32 protein-coding genes, 1 tRNA gene and 1 pseudogene are annotated in these 23,032 nt (G+C 30.5%); 4 read left to right on the forward strand and 30 right to left on the reverse strand.

Annotation, left to right across the window (positions count from 1 at the left end):
- Positions 1 to 200: 200 nt before the first annotated feature.
- The 19 genes from IPK06_04750 to IPK06_04840 form a co-directional block, all read right to left on the reverse strand.
- Positions 201 to 524 carry a hypothetical protein gene (locus IPK06_04750; protein ID MBK7979308.1) on the reverse strand — a complete coding sequence of 108 codons (324 nt, stop codon included), beginning with the start codon at positions 522 to 524 and terminating at the stop codon, positions 201 to 203.
- 199 nt (positions 525 to 723) lie between these two features.
- A complete protein-coding gene (locus IPK06_04755) occupies positions 724 to 1,050 on the reverse strand; it encodes a hypothetical protein (GenBank protein ID MBK7979309.1) in 327 nt (108 codons plus the stop codon).
- Between the two features lie 506 nt (positions 1,051 to 1,556).
- Positions 1,557 to 1,724, reverse strand: coding sequence for a hypothetical protein (locus IPK06_04760; GenBank protein MBK7979310.1), 168 nt, complete (start codon positions 1,722 to 1,724; stop codon positions 1,557 to 1,559).
- 26 nt (positions 1,725 to 1,750) lie between these two features.
- Positions 1,751 to 2,158, reverse strand: a complete 408-nt coding sequence (locus tag IPK06_04765; protein ID MBK7979311.1) for a hypothetical protein — start codon at positions 2,156 to 2,158, stop codon at positions 1,751 to 1,753.
- Positions 2,155 to 2,634 (reverse strand): ASCH domain-containing protein, encoded by a 480-nt coding sequence (locus tag IPK06_04770; GenBank protein ID MBK7979312.1) that lies wholly within the window; start codon positions 2,632 to 2,634, stop codon positions 2,155 to 2,157. Before IPK06_04770 ends, IPK06_04765 begins: the two co-directional genes overlap by 4 nt.
- Positions 2,631 to 2,954: a hypothetical protein gene (locus tag IPK06_04775; GenBank protein ID MBK7979313.1), complete on the reverse strand. Its 324-nt coding sequence runs from the start codon at positions 2,952 to 2,954 to the stop codon at positions 2,631 to 2,633. The genes IPK06_04770 and IPK06_04775 overlap by 4 nt, the downstream gene beginning before the upstream one ends.
- The gene (locus IPK06_04780) at positions 2,918 to 3,268 is read right to left on the reverse strand and encodes a hypothetical protein (protein ID MBK7979314.1); all 351 of its coding nucleotides are present in this window, start codon (positions 3,266 to 3,268) and stop codon (positions 2,918 to 2,920) included. Before IPK06_04780 ends, IPK06_04775 begins: the two co-directional genes overlap by 37 nt.
- 16 nt (positions 3,269 to 3,284) lie before the next feature.
- Entirely contained in the window at positions 3,285 to 3,467 is a 183-nt protein-coding gene (locus IPK06_04785) for a hypothetical protein (protein ID MBK7979315.1), read from the reverse strand.
- A gap of 18 nt (positions 3,468 to 3,485) precedes the next feature.
- Positions 3,486 to 3,875: a hypothetical protein gene (locus IPK06_04790; GenBank protein MBK7979316.1), complete on the reverse strand. Its 390-nt coding sequence runs from the start codon at positions 3,873 to 3,875 to the stop codon at positions 3,486 to 3,488.
- A gap of 325 nt (positions 3,876 to 4,200) precedes the next feature.
- On the reverse strand, positions 4,201 to 4,995 hold the full coding sequence (locus IPK06_04795; protein MBK7979317.1) for a ParB/RepB/Spo0J family partition protein: 795 nt from the start codon (positions 4,993 to 4,995) through the stop codon (positions 4,201 to 4,203).
- 8 nt (positions 4,996 to 5,003) lie between these two features.
- A complete protein-coding gene (locus IPK06_04800; GenBank protein MBK7979318.1) occupies positions 5,004 to 5,147 on the reverse strand; it encodes a hypothetical protein in 144 nt (47 codons plus the stop codon).
- Positions 5,148 to 5,287: 140 nt separating this feature from the next.
- Positions 5,288 to 5,566 (reverse strand): hypothetical protein, encoded by a 279-nt coding sequence (locus tag IPK06_04805; GenBank protein ID MBK7979319.1) that lies wholly within the window; start codon positions 5,564 to 5,566, stop codon positions 5,288 to 5,290.
- Positions 5,556 to 5,840 (reverse strand): hypothetical protein, encoded by a 285-nt coding sequence (locus IPK06_04810; GenBank protein MBK7979320.1) that lies wholly within the window; start codon positions 5,838 to 5,840, stop codon positions 5,556 to 5,558. The genes IPK06_04805 and IPK06_04810 overlap by 11 nt, the downstream gene beginning before the upstream one ends.
- A gap of 109 nt (positions 5,841 to 5,949) precedes the next feature.
- Complete coding sequence (locus IPK06_04815; protein MBK7979321.1) at positions 5,950 to 6,312, reverse strand: hypothetical protein; 363 nt, start codon at positions 6,310 to 6,312, stop codon at positions 5,950 to 5,952.
- A 105-nt stretch (positions 6,313 to 6,417) separates the two neighbouring features.
- Positions 6,418 to 6,699: a hypothetical protein gene (locus tag IPK06_04820; protein ID MBK7979322.1), complete on the reverse strand. Its 282-nt coding sequence runs from the start codon at positions 6,697 to 6,699 to the stop codon at positions 6,418 to 6,420.
- A gap of 1 nt (position 6,700) precedes the next feature.
- Positions 6,701 to 6,895, reverse strand: coding sequence for a helix-turn-helix transcriptional regulator (locus IPK06_04825; protein MBK7979323.1), 195 nt, complete (start codon positions 6,893 to 6,895; stop codon positions 6,701 to 6,703).
- Positions 6,896 to 7,025: 130 nt separating this feature from the next.
- Positions 7,026 to 7,613 carry a hypothetical protein gene (locus IPK06_04830; GenBank protein ID MBK7979324.1) on the reverse strand — a complete coding sequence of 196 codons (588 nt, stop codon included), beginning with the start codon at positions 7,611 to 7,613 and terminating at the stop codon, positions 7,026 to 7,028.
- Between the two features lies 1 nt (position 7,614).
- Positions 7,615 to 7,899, reverse strand: coding sequence for a hypothetical protein (locus IPK06_04835; GenBank protein MBK7979325.1), 285 nt, complete (start codon positions 7,897 to 7,899; stop codon positions 7,615 to 7,617).
- 97 nt (positions 7,900 to 7,996) lie between these two features.
- Positions 7,997 to 8,203, reverse strand: a complete 207-nt coding sequence (locus tag IPK06_04840; protein MBK7979326.1) for a hypothetical protein — start codon at positions 8,201 to 8,203, stop codon at positions 7,997 to 7,999.
- A gap of 3,024 nt (positions 8,204 to 11,227) precedes the next feature.
- Between IPK06_04840 and IPK06_04845 the strand changes: the two genes are divergently transcribed.
- Entirely contained in the window at positions 11,228 to 11,380 is a 153-nt protein-coding gene (locus tag IPK06_04845; GenBank protein MBK7979327.1) for a hypothetical protein, read from the forward strand.
- A 5-nt stretch (positions 11,381 to 11,385) separates the two neighbouring features.
- Entirely contained in the window at positions 11,386 to 12,147 is a 762-nt protein-coding gene (locus IPK06_04850) for a hypothetical protein (protein MBK7979328.1), read from the forward strand.
- A 373-nt stretch (positions 12,148 to 12,520) separates the two neighbouring features.
- On the opposite strand, the gene IPK06_04855 is transcribed toward IPK06_04850, so the two are convergent.
- The 4 genes and pseudogenes from IPK06_04855 to IPK06_04870 all read right to left on the reverse strand — a co-directional run bounded on the left by IPK06_04855 (position 12,521) and on the right by IPK06_04870 (position 14,727).
- Positions 12,521 to 12,593: transfer RNA gene (locus IPK06_04855), tRNA-Ala, on the reverse strand.
- A gap of 112 nt (positions 12,594 to 12,705) precedes the next feature.
- Complete coding sequence (locus tag IPK06_04860; protein ID MBK7979329.1) at positions 12,706 to 13,284, reverse strand: DUF1211 domain-containing protein; 579 nt, start codon at positions 13,282 to 13,284, stop codon at positions 12,706 to 12,708.
- A gap of 239 nt (positions 13,285 to 13,523) precedes the next feature.
- Positions 13,524 to 14,064: pseudogene (locus IPK06_04865) on the reverse strand (MOSC domain-containing protein).
- A gap of 81 nt (positions 14,065 to 14,145) precedes the next feature.
- Positions 14,146 to 14,727: a hypothetical protein gene (locus IPK06_04870; GenBank protein MBK7979330.1), complete on the reverse strand. Its 582-nt coding sequence runs from the start codon at positions 14,725 to 14,727 to the stop codon at positions 14,146 to 14,148.
- Positions 14,728 to 15,047: 320 nt separating this feature from the next.
- On the opposite strand from IPK06_04870, the gene IPK06_04875 reads away from it, so the two are divergent.
- The gene (locus tag IPK06_04875; protein ID MBK7979331.1) at positions 15,048 to 16,067 is read left to right on the forward strand and encodes a hypothetical protein; all 1,020 of its coding nucleotides are present in this window, start codon (positions 15,048 to 15,050) and stop codon (positions 16,065 to 16,067) included.
- A gap of 5 nt (positions 16,068 to 16,072) precedes the next feature.
- Positions 16,073 to 16,627, forward strand: a complete 555-nt coding sequence (locus IPK06_04880) for a hypothetical protein (GenBank protein ID MBK7979332.1) — start codon at positions 16,073 to 16,075, stop codon at positions 16,625 to 16,627.
- A gap of 9 nt (positions 16,628 to 16,636) precedes the next feature.
- Here IPK06_04880 and IPK06_04885 read toward each other — a convergent pair whose 3' ends face one another.
- The 7 genes from IPK06_04885 to IPK06_04915 form a co-directional block, all read right to left on the reverse strand.
- On the reverse strand, positions 16,637 to 17,419 hold the full coding sequence (locus IPK06_04885; GenBank protein MBK7979333.1) for a hypothetical protein: 783 nt from the start codon (positions 17,417 to 17,419) through the stop codon (positions 16,637 to 16,639).
- A gap of 97 nt (positions 17,420 to 17,516) precedes the next feature.
- Positions 17,517 to 17,717: a hypothetical protein gene (locus IPK06_04890; GenBank protein MBK7979334.1), complete on the reverse strand. Its 201-nt coding sequence runs from the start codon at positions 17,715 to 17,717 to the stop codon at positions 17,517 to 17,519.
- Positions 17,718 to 17,909: 192 nt separating this feature from the next.
- Positions 17,910 to 19,799 carry a hypothetical protein gene (locus IPK06_04895; GenBank protein ID MBK7979335.1) on the reverse strand — a complete coding sequence of 630 codons (1,890 nt, stop codon included), beginning with the start codon at positions 19,797 to 19,799 and terminating at the stop codon, positions 17,910 to 17,912.
- Positions 19,800 to 19,832: 33 nt separating this feature from the next.
- Positions 19,833 to 21,131: a radical SAM protein gene (locus IPK06_04900; GenBank protein ID MBK7979336.1), complete on the reverse strand. Its 1,299-nt coding sequence runs from the start codon at positions 21,129 to 21,131 to the stop codon at positions 19,833 to 19,835.
- Between the two features lie 374 nt (positions 21,132 to 21,505).
- Entirely contained in the window at positions 21,506 to 21,859 is a 354-nt protein-coding gene (locus IPK06_04905) for a carboxymuconolactone decarboxylase family protein (protein ID MBK7979337.1), read from the reverse strand.
- Between the two features lie 24 nt (positions 21,860 to 21,883).
- A complete protein-coding gene (locus IPK06_04910) occupies positions 21,884 to 22,351 on the reverse strand; it encodes a carboxymuconolactone decarboxylase family protein (GenBank protein ID MBK7979338.1) in 468 nt (155 codons plus the stop codon).
- A gap of 14 nt (positions 22,352 to 22,365) precedes the next feature.
- Complete coding sequence (locus tag IPK06_04915; GenBank protein MBK7979339.1) at positions 22,366 to 22,722, reverse strand: DUF488 domain-containing protein; 357 nt, start codon at positions 22,720 to 22,722, stop codon at positions 22,366 to 22,368.
- Positions 22,723 to 23,032: the final 310 nt, after the last annotated feature.

Below are 23,032 nucleotides of genomic sequence, written 5' to 3' on the forward strand. Positions count from 1 at the left end.
AAAATATCTCCGCGCTGAGAAATTGCAGTTTGAGGAAGATCCGAATTTTGTTTAACTCCTCTGAAGATTTGTGATCTCCGAGAAATATTTTATTAAGATCAATTCCAAAAATGTTAATGGTATCTTTAATATCATCAAGAAGTAATTCATTTAAATCAATGTGAGCTTTTAATCCTTCCATAGTAATTTTATTGTAAATACTATTGAAGACAAGAACCAGCTCTGCGGCTTCTTTTATTGCTGCAATTAATTATTTGTGCAGGAAGTTGGTCCGGAATTGTATAACCAATATTTTCCAACTGCATCATTCCAAGTTTACGCGTGCGGCCATCGAGTATCCAAACCTTACCGGTTCCATCTTTCCACACTTTGAAAGCATCAATAAAATGATGCCGGACCAATGAATTTTTTAATTTCTCAAATGATTTGGGATCATCATCCTTCAGAGAACTGTCTTGAAGCCATTCACAATTTCTCCAATCAATCAGTTCCATCCCAATTATTTTATTTTCTATTGTTATCATTTATTCCTCTATTAATTTTAAAACGAACCGAACTCACTTTTTAAATCCTGGCTGGAAATGAAACCACGCGCTCGTTCCGCACCCAAGTTCGAAATATCAGGAAAGGACCCGCAAAAACTCTTATTTATTTTGATAGTATTTGAGATCACTTTCATATTGTTTATTCCAATTCATAGATATATGATTATCAATAACATTCTTAACTCGTCTCGATCGCATTAATTTTGCCGAACTCGGGCCGAACTTTTCTTTTATTCTTTGCCTCATTTGTCCTTGCATATTTACCTGACAATACTTCTTTCTTTTCGCCAAATCTTATATAAATTCCTTTGTGTTTATTTGGCATTGTAGAAATAAAACTATCTAGCATATATTTTCTTGAACCTTTCTTCATCATGAATGACGCGCCTTTTTTATTTTTACGAGTCCACATTCCGCCAAATTTAACAAGCCCAATTCCTTTTTTCTTTGAGACTGTTAGAATTGTTGTGATAGGTTTTGTATAATTTGCTTTCTTAATGCTCATATCTTTTTCAAGATCTTTTTTCTTGATATTGATTCTTCTGCGAATATCATTAGAAGCAGCTGTTTTTTGCTCCGGTTGTTATTCTGTTCAAGGATCTGACTACAGCTTTTTTGTTTGCCCCTTTTAACTGCAGTATATGTTTATATACATTTTTATTATTCATCTCTGCTTTAACAACAATCATATTCTCTTCGCTCCATATCTTGGCTTGTAATTGATGAAAACCTTGTCATAAACAACTCTTAATGGCTTATTGAGTGTATTAAATAAATAAACATGATTCCACATCCATAATAGATTTTTACCTTTTAGTTCGCCCGCTTCACTTAATTTTAACCAGCCTTTGCGCCCCCTTTTTCTTCAGATAATTAATCCTATAACGCTCCCTGCCGTGCATACACATTGTTTTGAGTATTTGCGTCTGCTTATTTGAGGATATATATTGCCTGCACTTTTCACAACGTATAAGTCTGCCTTCCCGAAATAAACTGCCGCCGCAATTACACCTAATCCTCTTTTGCATAATGTATGTTGGAGTACTCTCCGGTTTTAAGGTTATAATCTCCATATCCAACTTCTATTGTTGAATTCCCTTTATTAAAATAATCCCTAATCTCGTTTGCCTTTTCTTTGTGAATCATAGGTTTACTTACTATTCGTTTCGATCCCTTCATGTATAAGAAATATCTGATACTCATATTCACCTCTTATTTTTTTTAATATAAGCTCTCAGTTCAATAATTTTTTCATCATAGAATTCAGCCGTTTCTTTCCAAATGGAATTTGCCAATTGGACCAATGAATAAAATTTTTTATCTCCGAGTTGAAGCTTAACCCATTCTTCAAATTCTATACGTTTCTTGTGAGCCCAAATATGACAATTATACTTACATAGAGTAAATCCATTATTAAATTCGAATTGTACTTTCTTATTACCTCTGGTGATGAAATGTGCTGTTTCCATTACTACACCGGATGTGCCGCATTTTCTGCATGTAAAATTATCGCGGATTTTTATAGCCGAACTGAAAAGATCTTCTGCAGTTTTTCTTTTCTCTCTTCGTTCATCCAATCTATTATCAACAGCATCCAAAATTTTTAATTTCATTCTCTGCTTCCTCCGGTGCCGCCTTCCATCATTTCATCTTCAGCAATTTTTACGCTGTTATCTTTTAATATTTTGCAACTCTTTGCTGTAAATATTTTTAACTCCTCTGATTCAAAAAATCCTAATTTGCCTTTAAGAGGAATAAAATCTAAAGGTCGGCTTTCTCCCAACATAAAACCAAACGGACCTTCAAACCAAATACTTTCACTTTTTGTAACACAATTAACTACTTCACTTATCCCAACTATCCCGCCTTTATAAAAATCCGATTTTGATGGGAGCATCTCTGAAATAGCCTTTTTCTCTTTCGTATTACCCCAATGAAGCAAGTAATAATATCCCAAATCATCAAAGCTCTTTCCTGCATGAACTAAAAACTTACCTCTGAAATTCGTGTACCAAGTTCTATTCTCAACATCTTTTAACCCTTCAACAATCAGCCATGCCCACGGCTGTTTTATACTTAGAATTTTCACACAGCCTCCTTTAACTTCCAGTAAGTTTTATCACCTCGTTTTATCGTCTCGGCTTTTTTGAAAATCTCTCTGTCCTTTTTGTTTTGAATCTCCAGCATCTCGCTGTATGTAAGCAGTTTTGATTCTGATTTACCATCATTCTTAGGTTTAATTGTTCCATCATCATTTAATGATTCTTTCATAGTTTTAACTGAATGGAAGTTGTTAAACTTAAAATCATATAAAATCTTTTTGGTTTTCTCTTCACCATAATTGTTGATCAAAAAAGAAACAAAATCAATTTCTACAATTCCTGAGTGTTCAGATAAATACTTCTCCACAAAATAGTACAAACTTCATCGAGAGTGTTTTCTCTCTCAATGGTTATTAATGGTAAAGAATTGTTATTAGGTTGGACTTTTCCGTCCAACAGTTGGACTTTTTCGTCCAACGGCTGGACATTTCCGTCCAACGAATCTGATTTGCGTTGGACTTTTTCGTCCAACGGTTTTTCTTCGCTCTCCGCAATCTTAATCCAATCTTTTTCATTCACAAAAGCATATGCGTTGGTCTGATTGTTTATACCTTTAACTCCCAAATCATTTTGCGCGTTACATTTTTTAATTATTCCTTGATCAACCAGATTGTCAATCATCACCCGGATTTGTCGCCTAGTTAACCATGGATATATTTTCCCCGAAAGCTTCCATAGAGTTGTAGCTCCATGTTCTTCCTTCAAAACAATTTCTGTTATTCGCTTTATTCATTGTAATGATATTCTGCAAATAACCAAGAAAATACGCGGCTCTGTCTCCGTACTTCTGCGCAATTTCCGTATCGAATGAAAAAATCATTATTACTGGTCCTTAATTTTAATTTTCTTCAAACGGCATTTCTTCTGTGATTTGTTTTTCTATTGCATCCAAATCAATATCATACTCATTAACAGCAATTTTCTTAAGTGTTTCAAAATCTTTGTGATATGTATTTGTCGCTAAATTGTGGATGACAAATTGCATGATAATATCCTTAAGCAATTTCGGATCATCACACTCATCAATGAAATCATCAAAACTGAAATTTCCATATTCCTCTTCGTCATTAACCAGCTTCAATGCAAGTGCGACCGTAGATTCAATATCAGAATCAAGGTTCCAGTAAATCGATTTTGCAATTTCTTTCATTACTTCAAGTGTAAACTCCCGGACTTCATCGAATTTCTTAAGTACGCCGATTACCAAATGATCAGCCAACTTCTTCAACCTTTTATCTTGGATCTCTCTATTTGCCTTAGAAAGTTGATTTTGAGCGTCACTTTCACGCTCTTTTCATCTTCATTATCATCCACAGCTTCCGATTCTTCTTTATTTTCAACCAGTATTGCCGCAGTAAAACCTTTGTTCGGCCCGTCAATCCAAATACCGGTCTTTTCTTCATAATTTTTTAAATCTTCATCATCTTCACCACACTCATTTGCAAGTTTGTAATGGTATCTATTTAATATTTCGCCTTCTACTTTATCATAAGCACTATTCCAAAAGTGAGCGATTTTTTACCAGCTGTCCGTTCGATTTGTTAATCGATTCTTCAATATGAGCCGATAATTTTTTCATCATAACATTTTCTGAACGTGCAGTAATCATCTTCCTTCAACTCCGGAAATAAGCTTGGATCAAATCCGCTTCTCATGTAGCATGCGGAGCACTTTCCCATCTCCGGCGCCAATCCTTGATCCTCCGGATTAAACGGCGCGTCCGCAATACGTGATAAAAATCTTTGCTTTACTGTATTTTCAAGCTCCTCAACCGAAGTGTTTGTTATCCTCCAGCTCAAAACTTCTTTCTGATCTTTCTCTTGAAGCTTTGCGATTATTAGAGCATGACCTAACAGTATTTTTCCTTCATAAAATTTATTCTTCGCTTCAACCGTGAGATCGTTCAACTTTATTCTCTGGGAAATATAGCTTCTGCTTTTCCCTACCTTGGCCGCAAGTAATTCCTTTGTGTACTTCCCGGAATCAATTACACGTTTAAACCCTTCTGCTTCATGAAGAGGATGAATATCTACTCTCTGAAGATTTTCAATGATTTGGATCTCCCAAACTTGCTCATCTGTTAGGTCTTTAATTATTGCGGGAATCTCTTCCAAGCCCGCAAGCCGGCTGGCTTTCAATCTTCTTTCTCCGGAAACCAATTCATATTTATTTTTTGGCTCTCCGTTCTTTCTTACAATAACCGGCTGAATTACGCCGTTGCTTTTTATTGATTCAGCAAGTTCGTTTAGCTTCAGCTGGTTAAATTCTTTTCTCGGATTGGTTCTGCTAGGGATAATATCCTCAACCGGCAATATTTTAAAACTCTCTTTAAATTTTTTCTCAGTCATTACTGCTCCTATTTATTTTTTTTACTGAATTTTTCTGTTTGCGTGCATCTTCCAAAATGTGTTTGATGGCGATCTTTGTTATAGAAAACAACTCCTCCTAAATTAATTTCATGAAGATCTTCCGGAGGAATTGATCCAAGCTCAACCGGCATCCATTTTCCCAATTTTGTCGGCAGAACCAAATTATTTTAACACGCAATTATCTGCTTTGCATCTAATTCGGATAAGCGATTTTTCTTTCACTTTTATTCCGGTATTATTTCGTTGCTTAATTATTGGATTTTTATAGTATTTAGTCTTCATTTCCTTTAACCTTGTAGTTCAAGCAGCACTTTCCCATAAATCCGTAATATGTAACTCCGTTCGGCATTTCTTGCTCAAATATTTTGTCGAAGTAATTCGGCCGCTTTTCTAAAATCTTCTCCTTGGCCGCTTTGTTTAGTTTAATGTACTCAACTCCCAAATCAATCTTTGTCTTAAAAATTCGTTCACTTTCCAGCTTCTTTATTTCATCAAACTTCATTTTAGTTACATAACTAAAGTAAACCACTCTCATATACTCATTTGGCATAACTCTCCAAAAGTTTATCCGCCGCCTCAATCAGTTTCTCTACAGTACTGATATTCTTTACAAATCTGTGCAGTGTAAAATTCACGTATGTTTTGCGTGTTTCTTCGCTGAAGGAATAAGTAAATTTTATATCTATTAGTTTGTCATTATTTACAAATGGAAGCTTAATATCCGGCTGAGTTAAGCCTTTTACTAACTCACATCTATCTTCACCCAAAACAGCGGTAATTTGCCGCTCATTTCTTATAATTTCGGTCCTGTACCTTATTTCCATCCGAACACCATTCTTAAGATTAAAACCAGAACAAACAGTATCACCGTAACCGAAAGAAAGAACATATTTCCCGCTGTAAATAGCGGTATTCGATTTCCTTTATCATTTTTCAGATCGCAGATATCATATTTCCCGCAGTTACAGCAATACTTTTGTAATCGTTATATAGGCATGATTCTACCGAACCGTTTTTAATTATGATTTTTGTCATTAGTTTGCCTAAATTCCATTTTACCGGCTTTGGATTTTTTTCAATTGTTCGGCTTTCTTTTTCCGGAAGATAATTGGCAATGCAGTTCCTTAATCTTCTATTTCTTCCTTCCGAATTATGCATTTCGAGCGCTGTTTTGCGGTAAAGTTTGTTAATGTTCTGATTTTCTTTCTTCAGCTTTCTTACTTCCGATTGACCTATGAAATAACCAATAATCAACATTAAAACAGCGATTGCAGCGATGTAAATAATCTGTTCCATATTCAGCTCCTAATTTTTTCCTTTTTCTTCCTTGTGAAATTTTTCTTACTTCTCAACTCTGCACTTGTCATCATTCTTGCGCGCTTAAATAAATTTTCAAAGTAATCATCCGTAAATTTGTTCTCGGTCCTTAGCCGCTCTTTTTCCTCTTCCTTTTCTTTTGCTATCTCGTGTTCTTTTCCCGAATGGCAAAAATATCCCTAACATAAAAAGCGGTGTTTTATATCCGGCCGGTATAAAACCAGTTATCAATCCGGTGTTAACATAAGCCCGGTCGAAATATTCCCTCTTAATTCCAATTATCTTTGCGGCAACGCACTTTGGTACTTTTTCTCTTCCCTTTATCAGAGCTCTCTGCTCCGGCGATACGTCATCCCAAAAACCCATTTTATTTCACCAAAATTTTTATTACTTCCATTAAATTTTTTGCGCCGATTTTCTTCATCAAGTTATCACGGTGCCTTTTTACTGTTCCTTCAGCTATAAACAACTCTTCCCCGATTTCTCTGCTCGTTTTTCCTTCCATTACTTCACTTAGTATTTCAATCTCTCTTTTTGTCAAACCTTTTTCTTTTGCCATCATGTCAATTTTTTCATTCAATATCTTGAACTGATTATCAACCGATTTTTCCCGCTTCCTTGTTATCTCATCCCGCTGAAGCTTTATTGTTATCGCCATAACGGTAAACACGCTTGCAATTATTATGTATAAACTATTCGCGTCCATTCATATACCCGTAAATGAATATTCCCAATGATGCCATGATCACAAAGTCATGATAGACCATTGGCATCATTAAGTCAGTAAGTTTGTACAGATAAAATATTGCTGAACTGTGACTGTAATAAATGACCAGCCCGAAAGCTATTGTTCCGATCCGCTTGGTCTCTGATACATATAATGCTCTTGTAGAAAAAACCGTAAATGTGAGACTGCTTAGAACCAATGAATTTATCGGAATAGCTCTGAATGAACTCATGCCGCAGTCTAAAACGATTACCAGCCAAAGTATTATTGATGAATATTTGTAGAGTTCTTTGTACTCTTGCTCCCATTCATGAAATACCATGGCCAACAACGCAAAATCAATCGGGATACAAAAATGAAATATGAAAATATTGTTGACTGATAACTTTGCTAGCGCGTACTGGAATATTTGAACCGCTACCATAAACAGCATCCTTATTGAAAAACCTTTAAGTTTGCCATCTTTCTTTATTTCAATAATTGCCAATGAAGCTATGATAGCGTTCAATCCGAGTATCATATAATCATCCACAGCGAACATTAAATTTTCCATATTAACCGCAGTTTGGCGGACATGGGAAAGCATATTCAAGAGCTCCGAGTAAGGTTCCTTTCGAATCCAAACCTTGAAGTATTACAACCTCAACTCCTTCAGTAGTCAATCCTTTGGCAACTACTAACTGAGAACAATCCGGTGTACTTACTAATTTTTTAACCTGGTCGGCATGGAACTTATGAAGCATCGGATTTTCAACTGTAGCTTCATGACTATCCTTGTAATTCTGAATCAGCTGATTCATAGTGCGTGTTGCAATTGTGTGATCTCTTTCCGGCAGCATTATTTCCTCCTTTGTGTAATTGGTTTATTGATAATTGTGCACTAATTGCTATTTACTTCCTTATCAACAGCATCTATTTTAGGGTTAAGCAATTCGTTTATTTTGAACAATATGAATGGAGCTTTTCCGTTGAACGCGTTTGATATCTGTACTTCACTGATCTCAAAAACCTTGGCAATTTCCCTTCTGAATTTTCTGCCGTATTTTTCATTGCCAAAAGTTCAACTTCAAAGGCATCCAGAGCTTTTCCTTGTTCAACAAATTTTCTTTTTTCGATGAGTGTGGTTTCTTTTACTGATTGCATTTGTTAATACTCTTAATTATTTTAAATGTTTATTTATTGAATACTTAAATAAGGTTGAGCGAAGAAAAGAATGCTTGGATTTCCAGAAGATGCGATTTTTCAAAACCGGTAGTTGTATTAGCCTTCAGTTTTAGCAATTTCAACTCCAGTTGTAATTGTTTTTTCTAAGGCTTTTAATAATGTTTTTTATACATAGCACTTAATTCTCTAAACATTATAATTGTTGAGAGTAAATATAACGTGCAAGATATATTTTTGCAAGTCATTTCTAACGTGCAAGTAAGATTTTTATAAAATAGTGAGAAATGAAAGAATTTGACATTAAAATTTTTGCGGAAAGATTAAAAAATGTTGCACAAAATGATTTTGGCGGTATTGGATGAACTAGCTAAAAAACTTAATATCATAATCTTTCTGTTTATACTAGTCAAAAACACCAAGAGACCTAAATAAATTCCTTTACAAACTTGCTGAACAAAATATTGATATAAATAAACTGCTTACCGGAAAAAGTTATAATGATGAGACTATTTTGGAAAGGCTGAATAATATTGAAGAAAAATTTGAAGAGAGAATAACAAATCTTGAAGCTGAAAATTATCGATATATAAAAATGATTGAGGAAAAGAGAATAAAATTTCCGAATTAATAATGAGAATAACAAATTACGTGTTGAAATTGCTGTTTTGGGTGTGGTACAAAAGTTAAGGAAAAAAGAAGGGACTTAGCACGGCAATTTACACTTTTTATTGGATTGCATTAATCAAAATACCTTAAGTATTTTTAAATGATTTAGAAAAAAATTTCTTCGAGGGTGTGATCCAAGAATTAAAAGGATTTACCTTGAAAAGTTTTTGACAAATTAATACATGATAAGTATAACTTTTATACCAGCAATGTTGTACATCCATCAGACATATTTCTAGAAACCTACATTTATAAGTTTATAAACTGATGTGTTTTAAGAAAAACATTCCTTTTTTTACCTTTTGAAATTTCTGAAACAAATTACAAGTTATTGCGGTATCCTAAATTTTACATAAAGTTAATCAATTCTATTTTAATAGAGACAATATTCAATAATCCAATAATTATATCGAGTTGTTAAGAAATTTGAAGTTTATAAAGACAATCCCGGCAATGGAGATGGAGATTAATTGCATCAATGGAAGAATTATTGGGACTTCTGGAAGGTTAATTAAAGCAAGATTGTGTCGATTATAGAAAATATTAAACTAAAGTTGGTTCGGCACTAATTACTGGATGACTTAACAATATAAATTTAATTATTTGAGATTAGAAATGGCAAACATACCATCAAAAGTGTATGACCGGTTAAGCACGGGTATTAAAAAATTTCAACCAATTTTACAATAATGCAAAATCACGCGATGTAAATGAATCTGATACTGTTATAATTATAACAGATTTACTTTCGTAGTTTTGATATGACAAATATTCTGAAATAACTTTGAGTTTATGGTTCGATCAAAATTATAATAATTGCAATAATTTGTTGAAAATGATTTTCTTTTCAGCAGTAAATGTTACTGATAACAAATTAAAGATACGTTTGTAGAAAATTGACTATGCGGCTAACCAAGGCATTGATTCCTCGTTGTTTTTAAAAATGGTAAAATTTGGAGAGTTTATAAAATTTCTTTTACCAAACCAATTGATCAAGAACTCAATCCGCGTTTGATTTCCTAACACTAAATTTTAAAAATCAGCAGCTATTGACAGATTACCTCTTTTATTGATCCAAGGTTGGCTTTCACTTTTATATGATTTCCATTGTCAATCAAACTTTTAGTTTAATAAAGCGGCAATCTTAAAAATCTCCAGTTTAGCGTTTTATTATGACGAATACTTATTTTATACTAATTCTGATATTGAAACTCATAAAAATCTTGACTCAAATTCCCAAGTATATTAAACCATATTAGAGAATTTTTTCGAATTTTGGCGAAAATGGTGATAATTTTAGTAATTTATCCTCAGCAATTGATAAATTTCTCTTTTTAGCTTCTGAACATTCACCAAATAAATTGATCAATTGATTTTTTTTTGATGAAGTATATTATTTTTTCATAATTAATGAATGAGACGCAAAATTGCACTTTATTTTCTAACTTACGATTTGAAGAAGGACGGATTATCAAAATTATTCAACCTATTGAATGATAGCTTCTTGAATTCAGTACCAATAGTAGAATCTACAGGTATTAAAAAGTTAAAACCAAACAAACTAAGAGATTTTTTAACAATTGCCTTGATGCGGATGATGGTTTAATTGTCACTGAAGTGGTAGATTGGTCATCCTCTAAAGTTAAAAAAACACCTAATGATTTAGTAAAAGATATGTAATAAAATTTGGTAGATAATAATAAACAACCCTTATTTTAATATTTTTTGTTTTAAATTTATGTTCTTGACTAAGATTATAACTGGGTTATAGTGATAATTATAGCTATTAAACTCGTTATATTCAAATTATATTCCAAAACGAAAAGTATCATAAAGTTTCTTACGTGAGGGGTAATTGAAAATAATATGAAAATTCTTTGAGGAGAATTTATATGTTTCATTACTTCTTTAATCCTATTGACTTCTTTAACAATTTCTATGCAAGCAAAAGTTACAAAAATATGAACCGCTTAGTGCGAGATTACCCTAGCAAATGTCTCATTGTAATTTGAAGGAAAAATTAATTTGCAACCCATTAAAAAAATCGACGGCAAATAGTTTGACATTGCGTAAGTCGGAATAACAAATTGATTAAGCAATATCTACTTAATTGTGATTTTACAAGAAATTGTGTACTCAATAAGTATAATAAAGTTTTGCTTTTGTTACAAGAAACCGAAATTACAAATATTGATTTTATACTCTTTTATGACTATCCTTTATTATACCATAAATGGGATTATGAGGTTTAAAATAAATGATTGGACAAGGTTTAGTTTGGTTACTTTTATAATTATATTTTTAGAATTATTAACTATTAAATGCAAGAGGATTAACATGAATTTGGTAATATGTAATTACGAAAAATCAAAAAGATCAATTGGAGTATTAGATCAAATGGTTAAAAGGATGCTTCAAACTCAATTGCAAAGCCAATCAGTTACAAACAAGAAAATTAACTCTGGTATCTTAGAATTTAATAAAATATAATTTAAATGCCTTGGATAAACACAGTACCGAACAATTCGACTGACACCAAAAAGAAACTTTATCTTTTCTGGTATGATAAAAATTCCAGAAATACAAAGATGAGAGTGACTCCGTTTTTTAACACCAGAGAGGGCCGTAAAGAAGCGAAAAAGCTCTTGCTAATGATGCAGTCGGATATTGCAAATGATAACTTTACAGCTGCTACTGGAATAAGAATTTCAGATATTAAATTATCCGCAGCATTGTTAAAATTCTTAGAATCACGAGTATTAACAAAAAGCGGATATCAATCTTACAACCAAGCCGCAATTAGATTTATAGGAATCGTTGGAGATTTATCAGTAAAGAAATATGATCCGTCGCATGGAATAAAATTTATTAAAGCACTCAAAGAACAGGAATTAAGCGGAAATACAATCGCAACGTACACAAAACATCTTAGCATAATTTGGAAATGGTTTGTTGACAATAATTATTGTAAAACCAACATCATTAAAACTGTGCCTATTGAACGAATGCCGGTTAAAATAATTCCGGAATCTGATAGAAAGATAATTTTTGATTACTTTAAGGATAATGATAACTTATATAAAACAAACCATTATTTTTTTGTGAAATTTACCTTCTTGACCGGATTCCGTCCCTCAACTACATTGACGCTCACTCCGGAAGATTTTGACTTTAATGAGGGTTTTATTCATTATAGGAATGTTAAGGGAAAACGTACATCGCTTTTTCCTATCCATAACAATCTCAAATCAATCTAATTGAGAAAAAAAACCTTTATTTTTCCGGGGAAAAAATTTTTCCATACAAAAGCGGCCTTACCTTTTTTACAGGAGCAAGAAGAAATTAGGGAATGAATTACAATCTTAAAGATTCGTAAAACACTTGGATCTTTAGCGGCAAATAATATTGTGTTTATGCAGCCTCAAGTATTATTAGATCACCAAAAAAATAAACCACCTAAAAATTTTTATATTCAATGATGAGACCAGTTGAAAGAAGAAATTAACAAAAAAATTAAATTCGAATAATGTTAAAACTATTGAAAAAACTATTGAAAATTCTAATGGTAGGCATTAAAAAACTCTCTTGGCGAGGGCTGTAAAACATTTCAAATAAATAACTTACGGTCTGTGGAGCTATGGAGGATCGAACTCCAGACCTTTTGACTGCCAGTCAAACGCTCTCCCAGCTGAGCTATAGCCCCAAAATTATAATTTCTTTATTACTTTTAACAAAAGAATTATTACGGTCTTAAATTTAATAAATTCTTTTTAAATTTTGAAATACGTTCTAAATTTCGAGTAATACATTCCCGTTTATAAATCAGAAAATTTCTTCTCAATTCGTTTGTCCGGAATCAGCCAAATTAAAGCTACTAAAATATAAATACCAAAAGAAATCCACTTAAAAATAAATCCCGCAAGTATAGCTGTTAAATATAAAACTACTGAAACTTTCCCCTTAAAATCATTACCAATGACTGCTTTTAAATCAGAATTTTCGCCATGCGTTTTTATAATCTGAATTTGTAAAATATAATACGCTATAGCGGAAAAAAATAATATCACTCCATAAGTTATACTTGGTATTGTTTCAAAATGATTTTCACCCATCCAAGCGGTTGCGAATGGCACTAATGATAACCAAAATAATAAATGCAGATTTGCCCAAAGAATTTTTCCATTTACTTTTTTACAAACGTGCAGCAAATGATGGTGATTATTCCAATAAATTCCTAAATATATAAAACTTAAAACATAACTTAAAAAATGCGGTATTATGGAGAATATTGAATTAAAATCATAATCTTTAGGCACTTTTAATTCAAGTACCATAATTGTAATAATTATCGCGATTACTCCATCGCTGAAAGCTTCTAGCCTTCCTTTTCCCATATACTTTTACCTTTATTAAATATGACTTGTAATCTTAATAATTTAGAGAATAAAAGTCATTCTGGTTACACAATTATTTTAATATTCAAAAAATTCAAGATAGTTTTTAAGAATATCTTCAACTCAAAATTATTTTTATTTGATAAGGATTATAAATCTAAATATTATATCATCATAAAATAATATATTTAAATAATTGCGCAAAATTTTTGAAATAAATAAAAGCCTTACAATAGCATTTAAACGCAAATTAATTTTTCATAAGGCTCATTTGGATAAACTAATTCAATTTCATCATCGACTTTTATTTGTCCGCCTTTCTCTACAATTCCCATAACACCGCATTTTCTAATTACGTTACCTTTTTCATCTTTTTCAACTACGGCTTTTAATAATCCTTTTTGAAAATTATCCAGTTGCAGACACGGATTTCTTAATCCGGTTATTTTAATTTTAACAGCGTTACCTATTTTAAGAATTGTGTTTGTCGGAAGACTTAGTAAATCAATCCCAAAAGTAGTTATGTTCTCACCTAAATCTCCTTCAAGGACTTTAAATCCTTTACCATTAAGTTCTTCCAAAAGTTCAAAATGAATTAAGTGAACTTGGCGAAGATTGTCTTGATTTGGATTTTTTTTTTGCTAAAAACCGATGCTGAACATTTTTACCAAAATGCGAATCCCCTTCTACACCCAAACCTTCTATCAATTTTATTTGATTTACTCTATTTTTTGAAAAAGTATGATTGGGGTTAATGCTTACTGATTTTACTTTTTTCATTCGATTAGCAAAACTGTGGTTTCTGTTTTAGCAAAAATAAAATATAATATATTTCACAAAAAATAAATTTTATAAGTCGAATTACAATGCTAATTCAAATCCTAATTTTACCGCGTGATTTAAATTCACTGAGTACGATTTTGAAATATCATAAGAATCTCTAATTAAAAACAACCAATTATTACCCGGTAAAAAATAATAACCCAAAGTAAAAGCAAAATTCTCTTTCGGTTTATAGCCGAATTTAATTCCATAAAATAAAAATGATTCGCCGGAAGACCTAACGGCAAGCGATAAACCATGTCCTCCGCTAAAGTTTTGATGTAAATTCAATCCTAAACTCGCAAAATATTTTCGACTTTCAAAATAATATCTTACAAATAAGCCCGCGTCAGCTCCGGTATAAATATCGCCTCCGAATACAAGTCCCGGTTTTATTTCTAACGCAATATTTGCGGATGTATAAAACAAGAAATTTAAATAAAGGCTAACCGGATAAATATCCGAATACGTTTTTTTTATGTTAGTTTCATAATGCTTATCGCCGAGCAACAACGTAGTTTCAAGTGATGTTAATATTTCTATTTTGGAAGAATTAATTTCTTTCCATTGAGCAAATGTGTTAATATTCAATAAAAATAATATTATTAGTATTTTACGCATATTAATAGAGAATGTTAATAAATGCTGACAAGATATTAAGTTTCATTAAAATCATAAAATATTATTTAATTTATGCAAATTTCTTTTTTCATTATTACTGTCTAATTACTTCAATTAAATTACATTAAAACTTTTGTAAAACCTTATTAAAAATTATTAAATCAAATAAATCAATATTCATAATCTGATAAAATCTATAGATACATTATTTACGATAATTTTATCTTGTTTATGTTTAAATAATAAAATATATTTATTATTATTTATAATTTTTAATAATATTTATTAGAATTCTTAATTTTAATACATTAGGTAATACTATGAGAATATTTTTTCCCTTGCTGTTTTTCACATTTTCTATTTTTCATGCCCAAGATAATTCAAATAATTCAAGCCTCGGTCAATTAAAAATAATTATTCATGTTGACCTAAATTCATATTATTTAATAATTGACAAGGATTATGACAAGTTTATAACCGTTAATCAAGATAGTATATTTACTTTATCGGTCGGGATTCATGATTTTACAATTGTTTCAAATAAGTATAGAGATTATAATTTTACAGTAAATATTGTTGAAGGAATAACACTAACGCATGATTGTAATATAATAACTGAATTAAAAGATAAAAATATATATTATGGGAGCAGCTATCCATGGATTAAATCAAAAATTAACTCTGAGATTTATACTGATGATGATTCTGAAATTTTCATTGACGGAAAATTTTTAAGTAAAGGTCCTACTTTAAACGATTTATCTGAGGGAAAGCATATTATAGAAGCTAAAAACTCCTTTGCCGAAACTTCAGTTAGAAATATAAATATCAATTCAAAACAGTTTCAGACAATTTTAATATATAACAAGCCTGAAAAAACTTGGGCACAGCTTTTAGGTTTTTTCCCCGGCGCAAGTCAAATGTACAAAGGACAAAACTTTAGAGGTTACGCATATATAGGCTTAACTGTTACGTGTATTGCTCTTGCTATCAAGTATCATTATTCCTTTATTAATAATAATGATAATTACATTGAATATAAACAATTTTATAATGGGAGTGATAGTAAGCCTATAATAATTAACGGAATAATAGATTATCCGGTTTTAATAAATGCAATGGAAACACAGAAATACTATGATTCCGCCAAGAACGATGCTAAAATGAGAGATATTTTTATTTATTCAACTCTTGGTATTTATCTTATTAATATTTTGGACGCGCTTTTTATTGAACCAGCCGGTGGTTATCGCCAGTCAAATGAGAAAAACTTAATGCAAGGTTTTTCAATGAATTTAGGGAAAAGTGCAATAGGAATTAATTATTCAATTAAATTTTGATTTATATGAAAAAATACTTTATAACTCCGTCATTGTTTTTAATTACTTTATTCATTTTATCACATTGTGAGCATCCAACTGAGTTTAAACGAGATAATGTTGATGATCCTCAAGGTATTAATTTTGGGATTATAATAAAAAATCCAAAGAATAATGAAATAGTTAACGGAATTTTTGATATTACTATTATAGCGAAAGATTCAAGCACTCAATTCAATTTAAAATCCATTGAAGTTTTTATAGATGACTCTTTGATTTCAAATAGTGCTAAAATTCCATTTAATGTTCAATCAAATACTGATAAAATGAAGAATGGGTTTCATACAATTAAATGCAGAATATATACCAAAGATAAAAGAAAAAATGAAGAAACAATTCAGATTTTTGCGGGACCTCAAGAAACTCAGAAAAAAATATTTTCTGAAAATAACACAGTAATAATTGAATGGGACTTTGGAATAAAATTTCCGAAATATGTAATCAATAGTTCGGTTTCTGAAAATATGGAATATCCGGACCAAATTGCAATTATTGATGATCCTATTCATAATAAACCATAAACAAATTTTTTACTCAATACCGAATAAAAGTGAATTTTTTAATTCCCAGCCATTTTTAGTTCTTTCAAAATATGCATTACCAAATTGATAAAAAACTCTAAATGAAACTAATGACTTTGTTAACATTTTATCAAAATAAATTGTAAATGCATAAGGCATTGTTTCCTTATGATAGTCATTTATCCAATGATGATGAGTAAGCTGCATTGCGTTTCTTAAAAAGTCAACTCTTTTAGAATGATCATCATTTTGTTTACCATCGGTTTTGTATAAAAATCTGTATATCATTGAATCAGCTTCAGGTGTTAAGTAAACAAATGGAAATTCAGATTCATTTGGAGTTGGTCTAAAATCTACAATATCCTTTTCCCATATTGTTTCTCCAATACTGTAAATATCCTTACTAATTGAATCAAGAATTGCAATTTGTATAAAATTCTGAATTACAATAAATCGAATATCCGTTTCATAGTTTTCGTGAATTCCATTTGTAATTCTATCTAAATCCAAGGGTGAATAAAATGCCCGAAAAACTTTGTAGGCTTGTTGAATAGTATCCGATTGTTGGGAAATCTCTTTAGAAGAAAACGGCTTAATATTTTGTCCCCACGCCATAAACACTGTATCTAATAAAATTTGAGAATCACTTTGAAAAGCTTTTTCTAACTTATCTCCGATCTTATAAAAATCTTTTTCAATTTGTATTGTTTCAGGAGAGTTAACATCATTTGAACAATTGTTACACAAAAAGATTAATGTGCAAAACAATATAAATAATTTTGTATCTGTCATTAGATATGTTATTTATTAATTAAATATATAATTTTCTTTATTTACAAACTTAAATATAGATTTTTAATATATCTAATTCTTATGCTTTTAGTTGAATTTATTTTTTACTAAAATAATTAGAAATAGCATTACCAAGAAACGCAAAAATAGTTCCAAGTAATAGTGAAATAAAAACAATTACTCCGGGTGCAATCTCATCTTCGCGGGGAATTTTATCCAGGAAAAATAATTTAAATATTACAAGAAAACCTATCGAACCTATAAAAAAACTGACAACTAAACCGGCTATCTTTTTCATAAAAGTGATTTCATTTTATATTATAATTTATCTTAATCTACAGTATAATATTAAATTATTCTAATCAATTAGAAAGGTCAAAAACTTAAGTAGTAATGTTAACAAAAAATGCCCGCATTTCGCGGGCTTAATAATTGAGTTTATTTTTTTATTAAAATCATTTTAATAGAATTTGTACAAAACATATAATTATCAGTTAGTATTTTGTAAAACGAACTCTTTGTATTTTTCATTTGATAGTTTAACAATATAACCTTTTTCCGCGTTCATTTTCATTAATATAGCAAATTGAGGCTCAATTGTTTTATCAAGATGAATTTCATAATAACCATGTGATTTCAAATAATAAGTAGTTGCTTCATTAGTCATCTCTTTATCTAACTTATAATAAGCCTCAAATGAATCGCCGACTTTTGGCATTACATAAAATATTTTATCTTGTGCAATCAAATTAACAGTAACATTCTTACCATCGTCGTTAATTGCATTAACAAATTCTAAAGGCTGTATTTGTGGCTTGGAATTATCTTCATAATCTAAAGCGAGATAATCAATTGTCCAAAATCCATACGGCGGATTAAATTTAATTTGTATGGAATCCCCTTTGACATTCGAAATATCTAAATCATAAATTCTGGTTTCGGCAACAAAAGGTCCACCGCCGTTTATAAATCCTTGATAATCCCAAGTCTCGCCATTAAAAGTATAATATTTCAATTTATATAATTCTTCATTTTCAATAAAATTCATCATCTGCTTATATTCAATTCCCAATTCATTAATTTTATTATAATATAAGTCTACATTATTTCCATAAAGTTGCAGCATTTCCTTAATCATTCTTGATCCCCAAAGTGATGTACCAATATTAGCGACTAACTTAACTGATTTTTGATCTTTTAATTTAGGAAATACAATTTTTATTTCATGCCTTAGGTTTCCATTTAGTTCATTTTTATCAATTGGAAGTTTTGTTTCCCAATGATAATTATCCTCATAACTTACTAATTTTAAAAGATCTTGATTTTTTTCATTTACAGCTTTAGATGGCATTTGAAGATTTTTTACTTGATAAAAATTACCATTCAGGTCAGGGTAAACTTTTTTATCCTCATCATGATTTACAGCTATAATTCCCAACTCGTCGATGTATTGCGTTTCTTCAACTTCATTTCTGACTAAAATTTTTGCAAAATTATCCTGCTGTTTTAAGTATTCCAATCTTGAATAATCAGTTCGTGCTAGACCAAATGACGTTGCTCCGCCTAATGGTTCGGCGTCTAAAACATACTTATTTCCGTCAAATGAATAAATAAATGGGCATGATTCTTTAGCAGCAATTGCGATTATCGCAATTGCTGCCACAATTAAAATAGTAGTTCCAAGTAAAGCTAAAATAGTTTGTGCGGTATTATACTTTTTAATATTAACATATAAAACACTATCAACTGGAGTTTCAAAAAAATAATTTTTGTCTGAAGTTATTCCACTTATAACGTTTCTTTCATTAAACTTAATACTGTCGTTATTCAAATTATAAATATAATTATTTCCATGACTAATAATTTGCGTTAATTTTTTCTCCTTATTAATTATTTCGTTTTCAGTCGCAAATTCACCGAATTCCGAATAAACCCTTGAAACTTTTTCAAGTTTTATTTTAAATTCTATACCTTCATTTGATCTGCCGGAAAGAAACTTATCTTCTTCAATTCTACCTCCGTTTCTATCAAAAATTACATACATATTATTTGTCAATTGAGCTTCCTTAATTGGTTTATCACCTATTTCAGAAATTGAAAAGCTTTCAGGTTTACTAACTCGATAATATTTTATTTGTTCTTTTTTAATTATGAATGGCTTATCATTTTCTAAAGCTGCTTCTAGAAACGTTTTTTGATGAAGTCTTCCGCCGTCTGAGTTAAATGAAATCACTTGCATATTTGTAAGAACCGCTGAATCAATGGATTCATCTCCAGAAATTTCTGTTACTTTCTTCAAATCAACTTGTGAAAGCGAACATCCCATTATGTAATTGAAAAATATTACTAATAATAAACTGTGAATAATTTGCTTTTTCATTTTGTCCCTCTTAAAAATAATTTTTAAAATTATTTATAATTCATTATTGATTAGTTTATTTAAAGAATTTTGAATTCTTGTATACTTAATTGGTATCTCATTCTCGTTTTTATAAATTTGTACTATTTCTTTTGATAATATCATTGAGGGACAATCGGATAAAATTGGGAAAGGAATGTTTTCTCTCATTCTTTTAAAAATAGTGTAAATATCCTCAGATAATATATTGCCGTATGTAACCGGGAAAAATACGCATGGACAAACATCGCCGCCGCTGTTAATATAAAAATGAGATAATCCACCCATATGACAGCCTAACTGAGTTTTTGACTCAACATGTGCAACATAATAAATCAACGGATGATTTCTATATTTTCTACTTTTATTCGCTAAGATCGTAAATTGCTTTAATTGCATTTTATCTTCAATGTTTAACCAATTTTCAAAATCATTATTAAAATAACCGCCGCAAGGTCTCGGTTCTAACAATTGTATCATAGAGACATTTAAGTTTTTCACAAAATCAAGATATTTGAATAACCCGCCATCATTTATAATTTCTTTATGAGCACAAAAATTTATGTAAGTTAATATACCTTCATTATTAAATAATTTTAGCGCTTTAACCGCTTCTTCAAATGAACCTTTACCTCTCATCTTATCATGTTTTTGTGCATCATAATTATCTAATCCTACTGCAGCAGCTTTTAATCCGGCTTTTTTCAATGCTTTTACTTTCTCTTTAGTAATTGAAGCTCCGGAAGTATGAATATGGAAATCAGATTGATGAGTGTCGCTTAAATTTAAAATTTCAATTAATTTATCAAATTCCAGTAAAGGTTCCCCACCCGTTAATATAAATATATTAACACCTTTATTTTGGAGTTTGGAAATTATTTCTGTCCACTTACTAACCGGGATTGATTTTTGTTTGTTAATATTAAATTTCTCGTAACAATATTTGCAATGAAGGTTACATTTATTGGTTACCGCAAGAAATACTGAATCAATTTGCAATTTTGAAGTAGTTCCGGCTTGATAAAAATTTAGTCCGCCTTTTTCAACCATTTTATCATATGGATGAGATGGAAATGCCGGAATTGTCGGAGTGGAATAGAATTGATTATTAAATTTGATAAACTTATAAAGCAATAATTTCTTTCTAAGTTCAATGATCTCAAATATATTGTTAAGTTTTACCATGTTGGAAGCCGAATTCTTATTTTTACCTAACTTAAATAATTGCATGAATTTTGAAATAATTGAAATAAACAAAAATTCGAAATTATTATAGAATTTTGGATGGAATTTCGACTTAGCTGATTTTTTCATTTTAACCTCATATTTAAAAACCATGTGTAAAATGATTTTTTTAATTATGATAGTTGTCATAAAAATGTCAAAATTTCATATTTTTTAATAGATTTAGCAGGCGTTATTAGAAGAAATTAAACCTTATGTGATGTTTGTTCAAACTTTAAATTAATTTAAACAAGATTAAAAGTCTTTTCTTGGTACCAATATTTTTCAAGGTGATAATTAGGTATATAAATGAATTTAGAATTGAAAAAAAGTATTTATACAATTGAGTAAATCTTTTATCAAAAGAAATAAAATGAATTAGTGTAATATAAAATTAAATTCATTACACAAAATCATTATAGGAAAATAAAGTGAGTTTTAATCTACATTGTAGAATTCAGCAATTATTTAGCTGCTCTTTTATTATTAAACTTCTCCATTTCATCCATTGCAATATTAGCGTGCGCATAAGCTGCGCCGGCGGCCATTTCCGCGGCAATCCAAATTGCTTCCATTATTTCTTCATTGCTTGCGCCGTCAATAATTGCCTGCTTTGTGTGCGATCGTATACAGTATGGGCATTGTGTTGCATGTGCAATTGCAACTGCTATTAATTGTTTTGTTTTTCTTGAAAGATTACCCTCTTCAAATACAGTTTTACTGAAATTTCGCCAAGCTTCAATGTTTTTCGGCGCTAAGTCCGCTTTTTTACCTGCTAATTCCATTGTCGCTCTAGGATACATTGAATCATTTTCCATTTTTTCCCTTTCAAACAATATAAATTATTCACTTTTTTTTATTTTTGAAACATAGTTCCCGACATCCGCTCTAAAACCAACAGCAAGTCTATTCCATGCATTTATTACAGTAATTGCCAAAGTAAGCTCAACCAATTCAGTAGGTGAAAAATTCTTTTCAACTTCTTTGTAAACCGAATCGGATGCTCCCGTAATGGAAATATTTGTTAATTCTTCGCACCAGGCAAGAGCTGCTTTTTCACGTTCAGTATAAATAGGGGCTTCTTTCCACGCCGCCAATACGTTTAGTCTAAGTTCAGTTTCACCAAGTTCTTTTGCGTCTTTTGTATGCATTTCCAGGCAATGAGCACATCCGTTAATTTGCGACGCTCTAATCTTTACCAATTCAAAAAGTTTATGATCGATATTACTGTTATCAACAACTTTTTGCAAGCCTAACATTGCTCTGTAACCTTCCGGCAATGTTTTATACCAATCTATTCTCATAAATATTAATCCTTTATTTTTTACTTATTATAATTTTTTTCCAAATATTCTTTCAGCACGACAGCATTATTAAATTTTTCATCTTTTGCAGAATAAATTAAAGTTATTACATCACAATAATTAAGTATCTCTGCGCATAAGTATTCTTTTTCATTCAATTCTATTAAATATTTTCTTTTAAATGTTTTCCATTTTGCGGGATCATGCGCAAACCACTTTCTTAATTCGTTTGAAGGAGCTATTTCTTTAATCCAATTATCAATTTTAGCATCTTCTTTTTTTATTCCTCTTGGCCATAATCTATCGATCAATATTCTGCTTCCATCATCTTTACTAACATTATCATATATTCTTTTAATTTTTAAAATCTTATTCAAAATAACTCATCGATTTTTATTTTTAATAAATTTGAACGTTTTATTTTATACATTATTTACGATATGTACAATGGCGAATCATATTATACAAAATTATTTTCCTATATAATTAATTAAAATGACTTAAGTCAATCGAATTATTTATTTTTATTTAAAATAGTCATATATGTTTTTATTATTAAATTTTTAATTATTAAAATAAATTTATGACTACCATAATTCGATTTAAAATAGTTGATTTGGAATAATAACGTTTTTAGATTCTATCGTTCAAAGGCTTAATCATGCAGTATGTTATTTTTCTTAAAGA

It is taken from the genome of Ignavibacteriota bacterium (genome assembly GCA_016713565.1).
In the GTDB taxonomy this organism is placed as follows: domain Bacteria; phylum Bacteroidota; class Ignavibacteria; order Ignavibacteriales; family Melioribacteraceae.

Coding starts and splice junctions, on each gene's coding strand:
- IPK06_04850 (MBK7979328.1), top strand. CDS start 11,386: ATGCCTTGGATAAACACAGTACCGAACAATTCGACTGACACCAAAAAG.
- IPK06_04880 (MBK7979332.1), top strand. CDS start 16,073: ATGAAAAAATACTTTATAACTCCGTCATTGTTTTTAATTACTTTATTC.
- IPK06_04870 (MBK7979330.1), bottom strand. CDS start 14,727: ATGCGTAAAATACTAATAATATTATTTTTATTGAATATTAACACATTT.
- IPK06_04895 (MBK7979335.1), bottom strand. CDS start 19,799: ATGAAAAAGCAAATTATTCACAGTTTATTATTAGTAATATTTTTCAAT.
- IPK06_04830 (MBK7979324.1), bottom strand. CDS start 7,613: ATGGAAAATTTAATGTTCGCTGTGGATGATTATATGATACTCGGATTG.
- IPK06_04845 (MBK7979327.1), top strand. CDS start 11,228: ATGAATTTGGTAATATGTAATTACGAAAAATCAAAAAGATCAATTGGA.
- IPK06_04875 (MBK7979331.1), top strand. CDS start 15,048: ATGAGAATATTTTTTCCCTTGCTGTTTTTCACATTTTCTATTTTTCAT.
- IPK06_04820 (MBK7979322.1), bottom strand. CDS start 6,699: ATGGGTTTTTGGGATGACGTATCGCCGGAGCAGAGAGCTCTGATAAAG.
- IPK06_04860 (MBK7979329.1), bottom strand. CDS start 13,284: ATGGGAAAAGGAAGGCTAGAAGCTTTCAGCGATGGAGTAATCGCGATA.
- IPK06_04815 (MBK7979321.1), bottom strand. CDS start 6,312: ATGGAACAGATTATTTACATCGCTGCAATCGCTGTTTTAATGTTGATT.
- IPK06_04885 (MBK7979333.1), bottom strand. CDS start 17,419: ATGACAGATACAAAATTATTTATATTGTTTTGCACATTAATCTTTTTG.
- IPK06_04785 (MBK7979315.1), bottom strand. CDS start 3,467: ATGATTTTTTCATTCGATACGGAAATTGCGCAGAAGTACGGAGACAGA.
- IPK06_04890 (MBK7979334.1), bottom strand. CDS start 17,717: ATGAAAAAGATAGCCGGTTTAGTTGTCAGTTTTTTTATAGGTTCGATA.
- IPK06_04800 (MBK7979318.1), bottom strand. CDS start 5,147: ATGCCGGTTGAGCTTGGATCAATTCCTCCGGAAGATCTTCATGAAATT.
- IPK06_04795 (MBK7979317.1), bottom strand. CDS start 4,995: ATGACTGAGAAAAAATTTAAAGAGAGTTTTAAAATATTGCCGGTTGAG.
- IPK06_04750 (MBK7979308.1), bottom strand. CDS start 524: ATGATAACAATAGAAAATAAAATAATTGGGATGGAACTGATTGATTGG.
- IPK06_04760 (MBK7979310.1), bottom strand. CDS start 1,724: ATGAAGGGATCGAAACGAATAGTAAGTAAACCTATGATTCACAAAGAA.
- IPK06_04840 (MBK7979326.1), bottom strand. CDS start 8,203: ATGCAATCAGTAAAAGAAACCACACTCATCGAAAAAAGAAAATTTGTT.
- IPK06_04905 (MBK7979337.1), bottom strand. CDS start 21,859: ATGGAAAATGATTCAATGTATCCTAGAGCGACAATGGAATTAGCAGGT.
- IPK06_04835 (MBK7979325.1), bottom strand. CDS start 7,899: ATGCTGCCGGAAAGAGATCACACAATTGCAACACGCACTATGAATCAG.
- IPK06_04810 (MBK7979320.1), bottom strand. CDS start 5,840: ATGGAAATAAGGTACAGGACCGAAATTATAAGAAATGAGCGGCAAATT.
- IPK06_04805 (MBK7979319.1), bottom strand. CDS start 5,566: ATGCCAAATGAGTATATGAGAGTGGTTTACTTTAGTTATGTAACTAAA.
- IPK06_04755 (MBK7979309.1), bottom strand. CDS start 1,050: ATGAGCATTAAGAAAGCAAATTATACAAAACCTATCACAACAATTCTA.
- IPK06_04765 (MBK7979311.1), bottom strand. CDS start 2,158: ATGAAATTAAAAATTTTGGATGCTGTTGATAATAGATTGGATGAACGA.
- IPK06_04825 (MBK7979323.1), bottom strand. CDS start 6,895: ATGATGGCAAAAGAAAAAGGTTTGACAAAAAGAGAGATTGAAATACTA.
- IPK06_04780 (MBK7979314.1), bottom strand. CDS start 3,268: ATGATTGACAATCTGGTTGATCAAGGAATAATTAAAAAATGTAACGCG.
- IPK06_04900 (MBK7979336.1), bottom strand. CDS start 21,131: ATGAAAAAATCAGCTAAGTCGAAATTCCATCCAAAATTCTATAATAAT.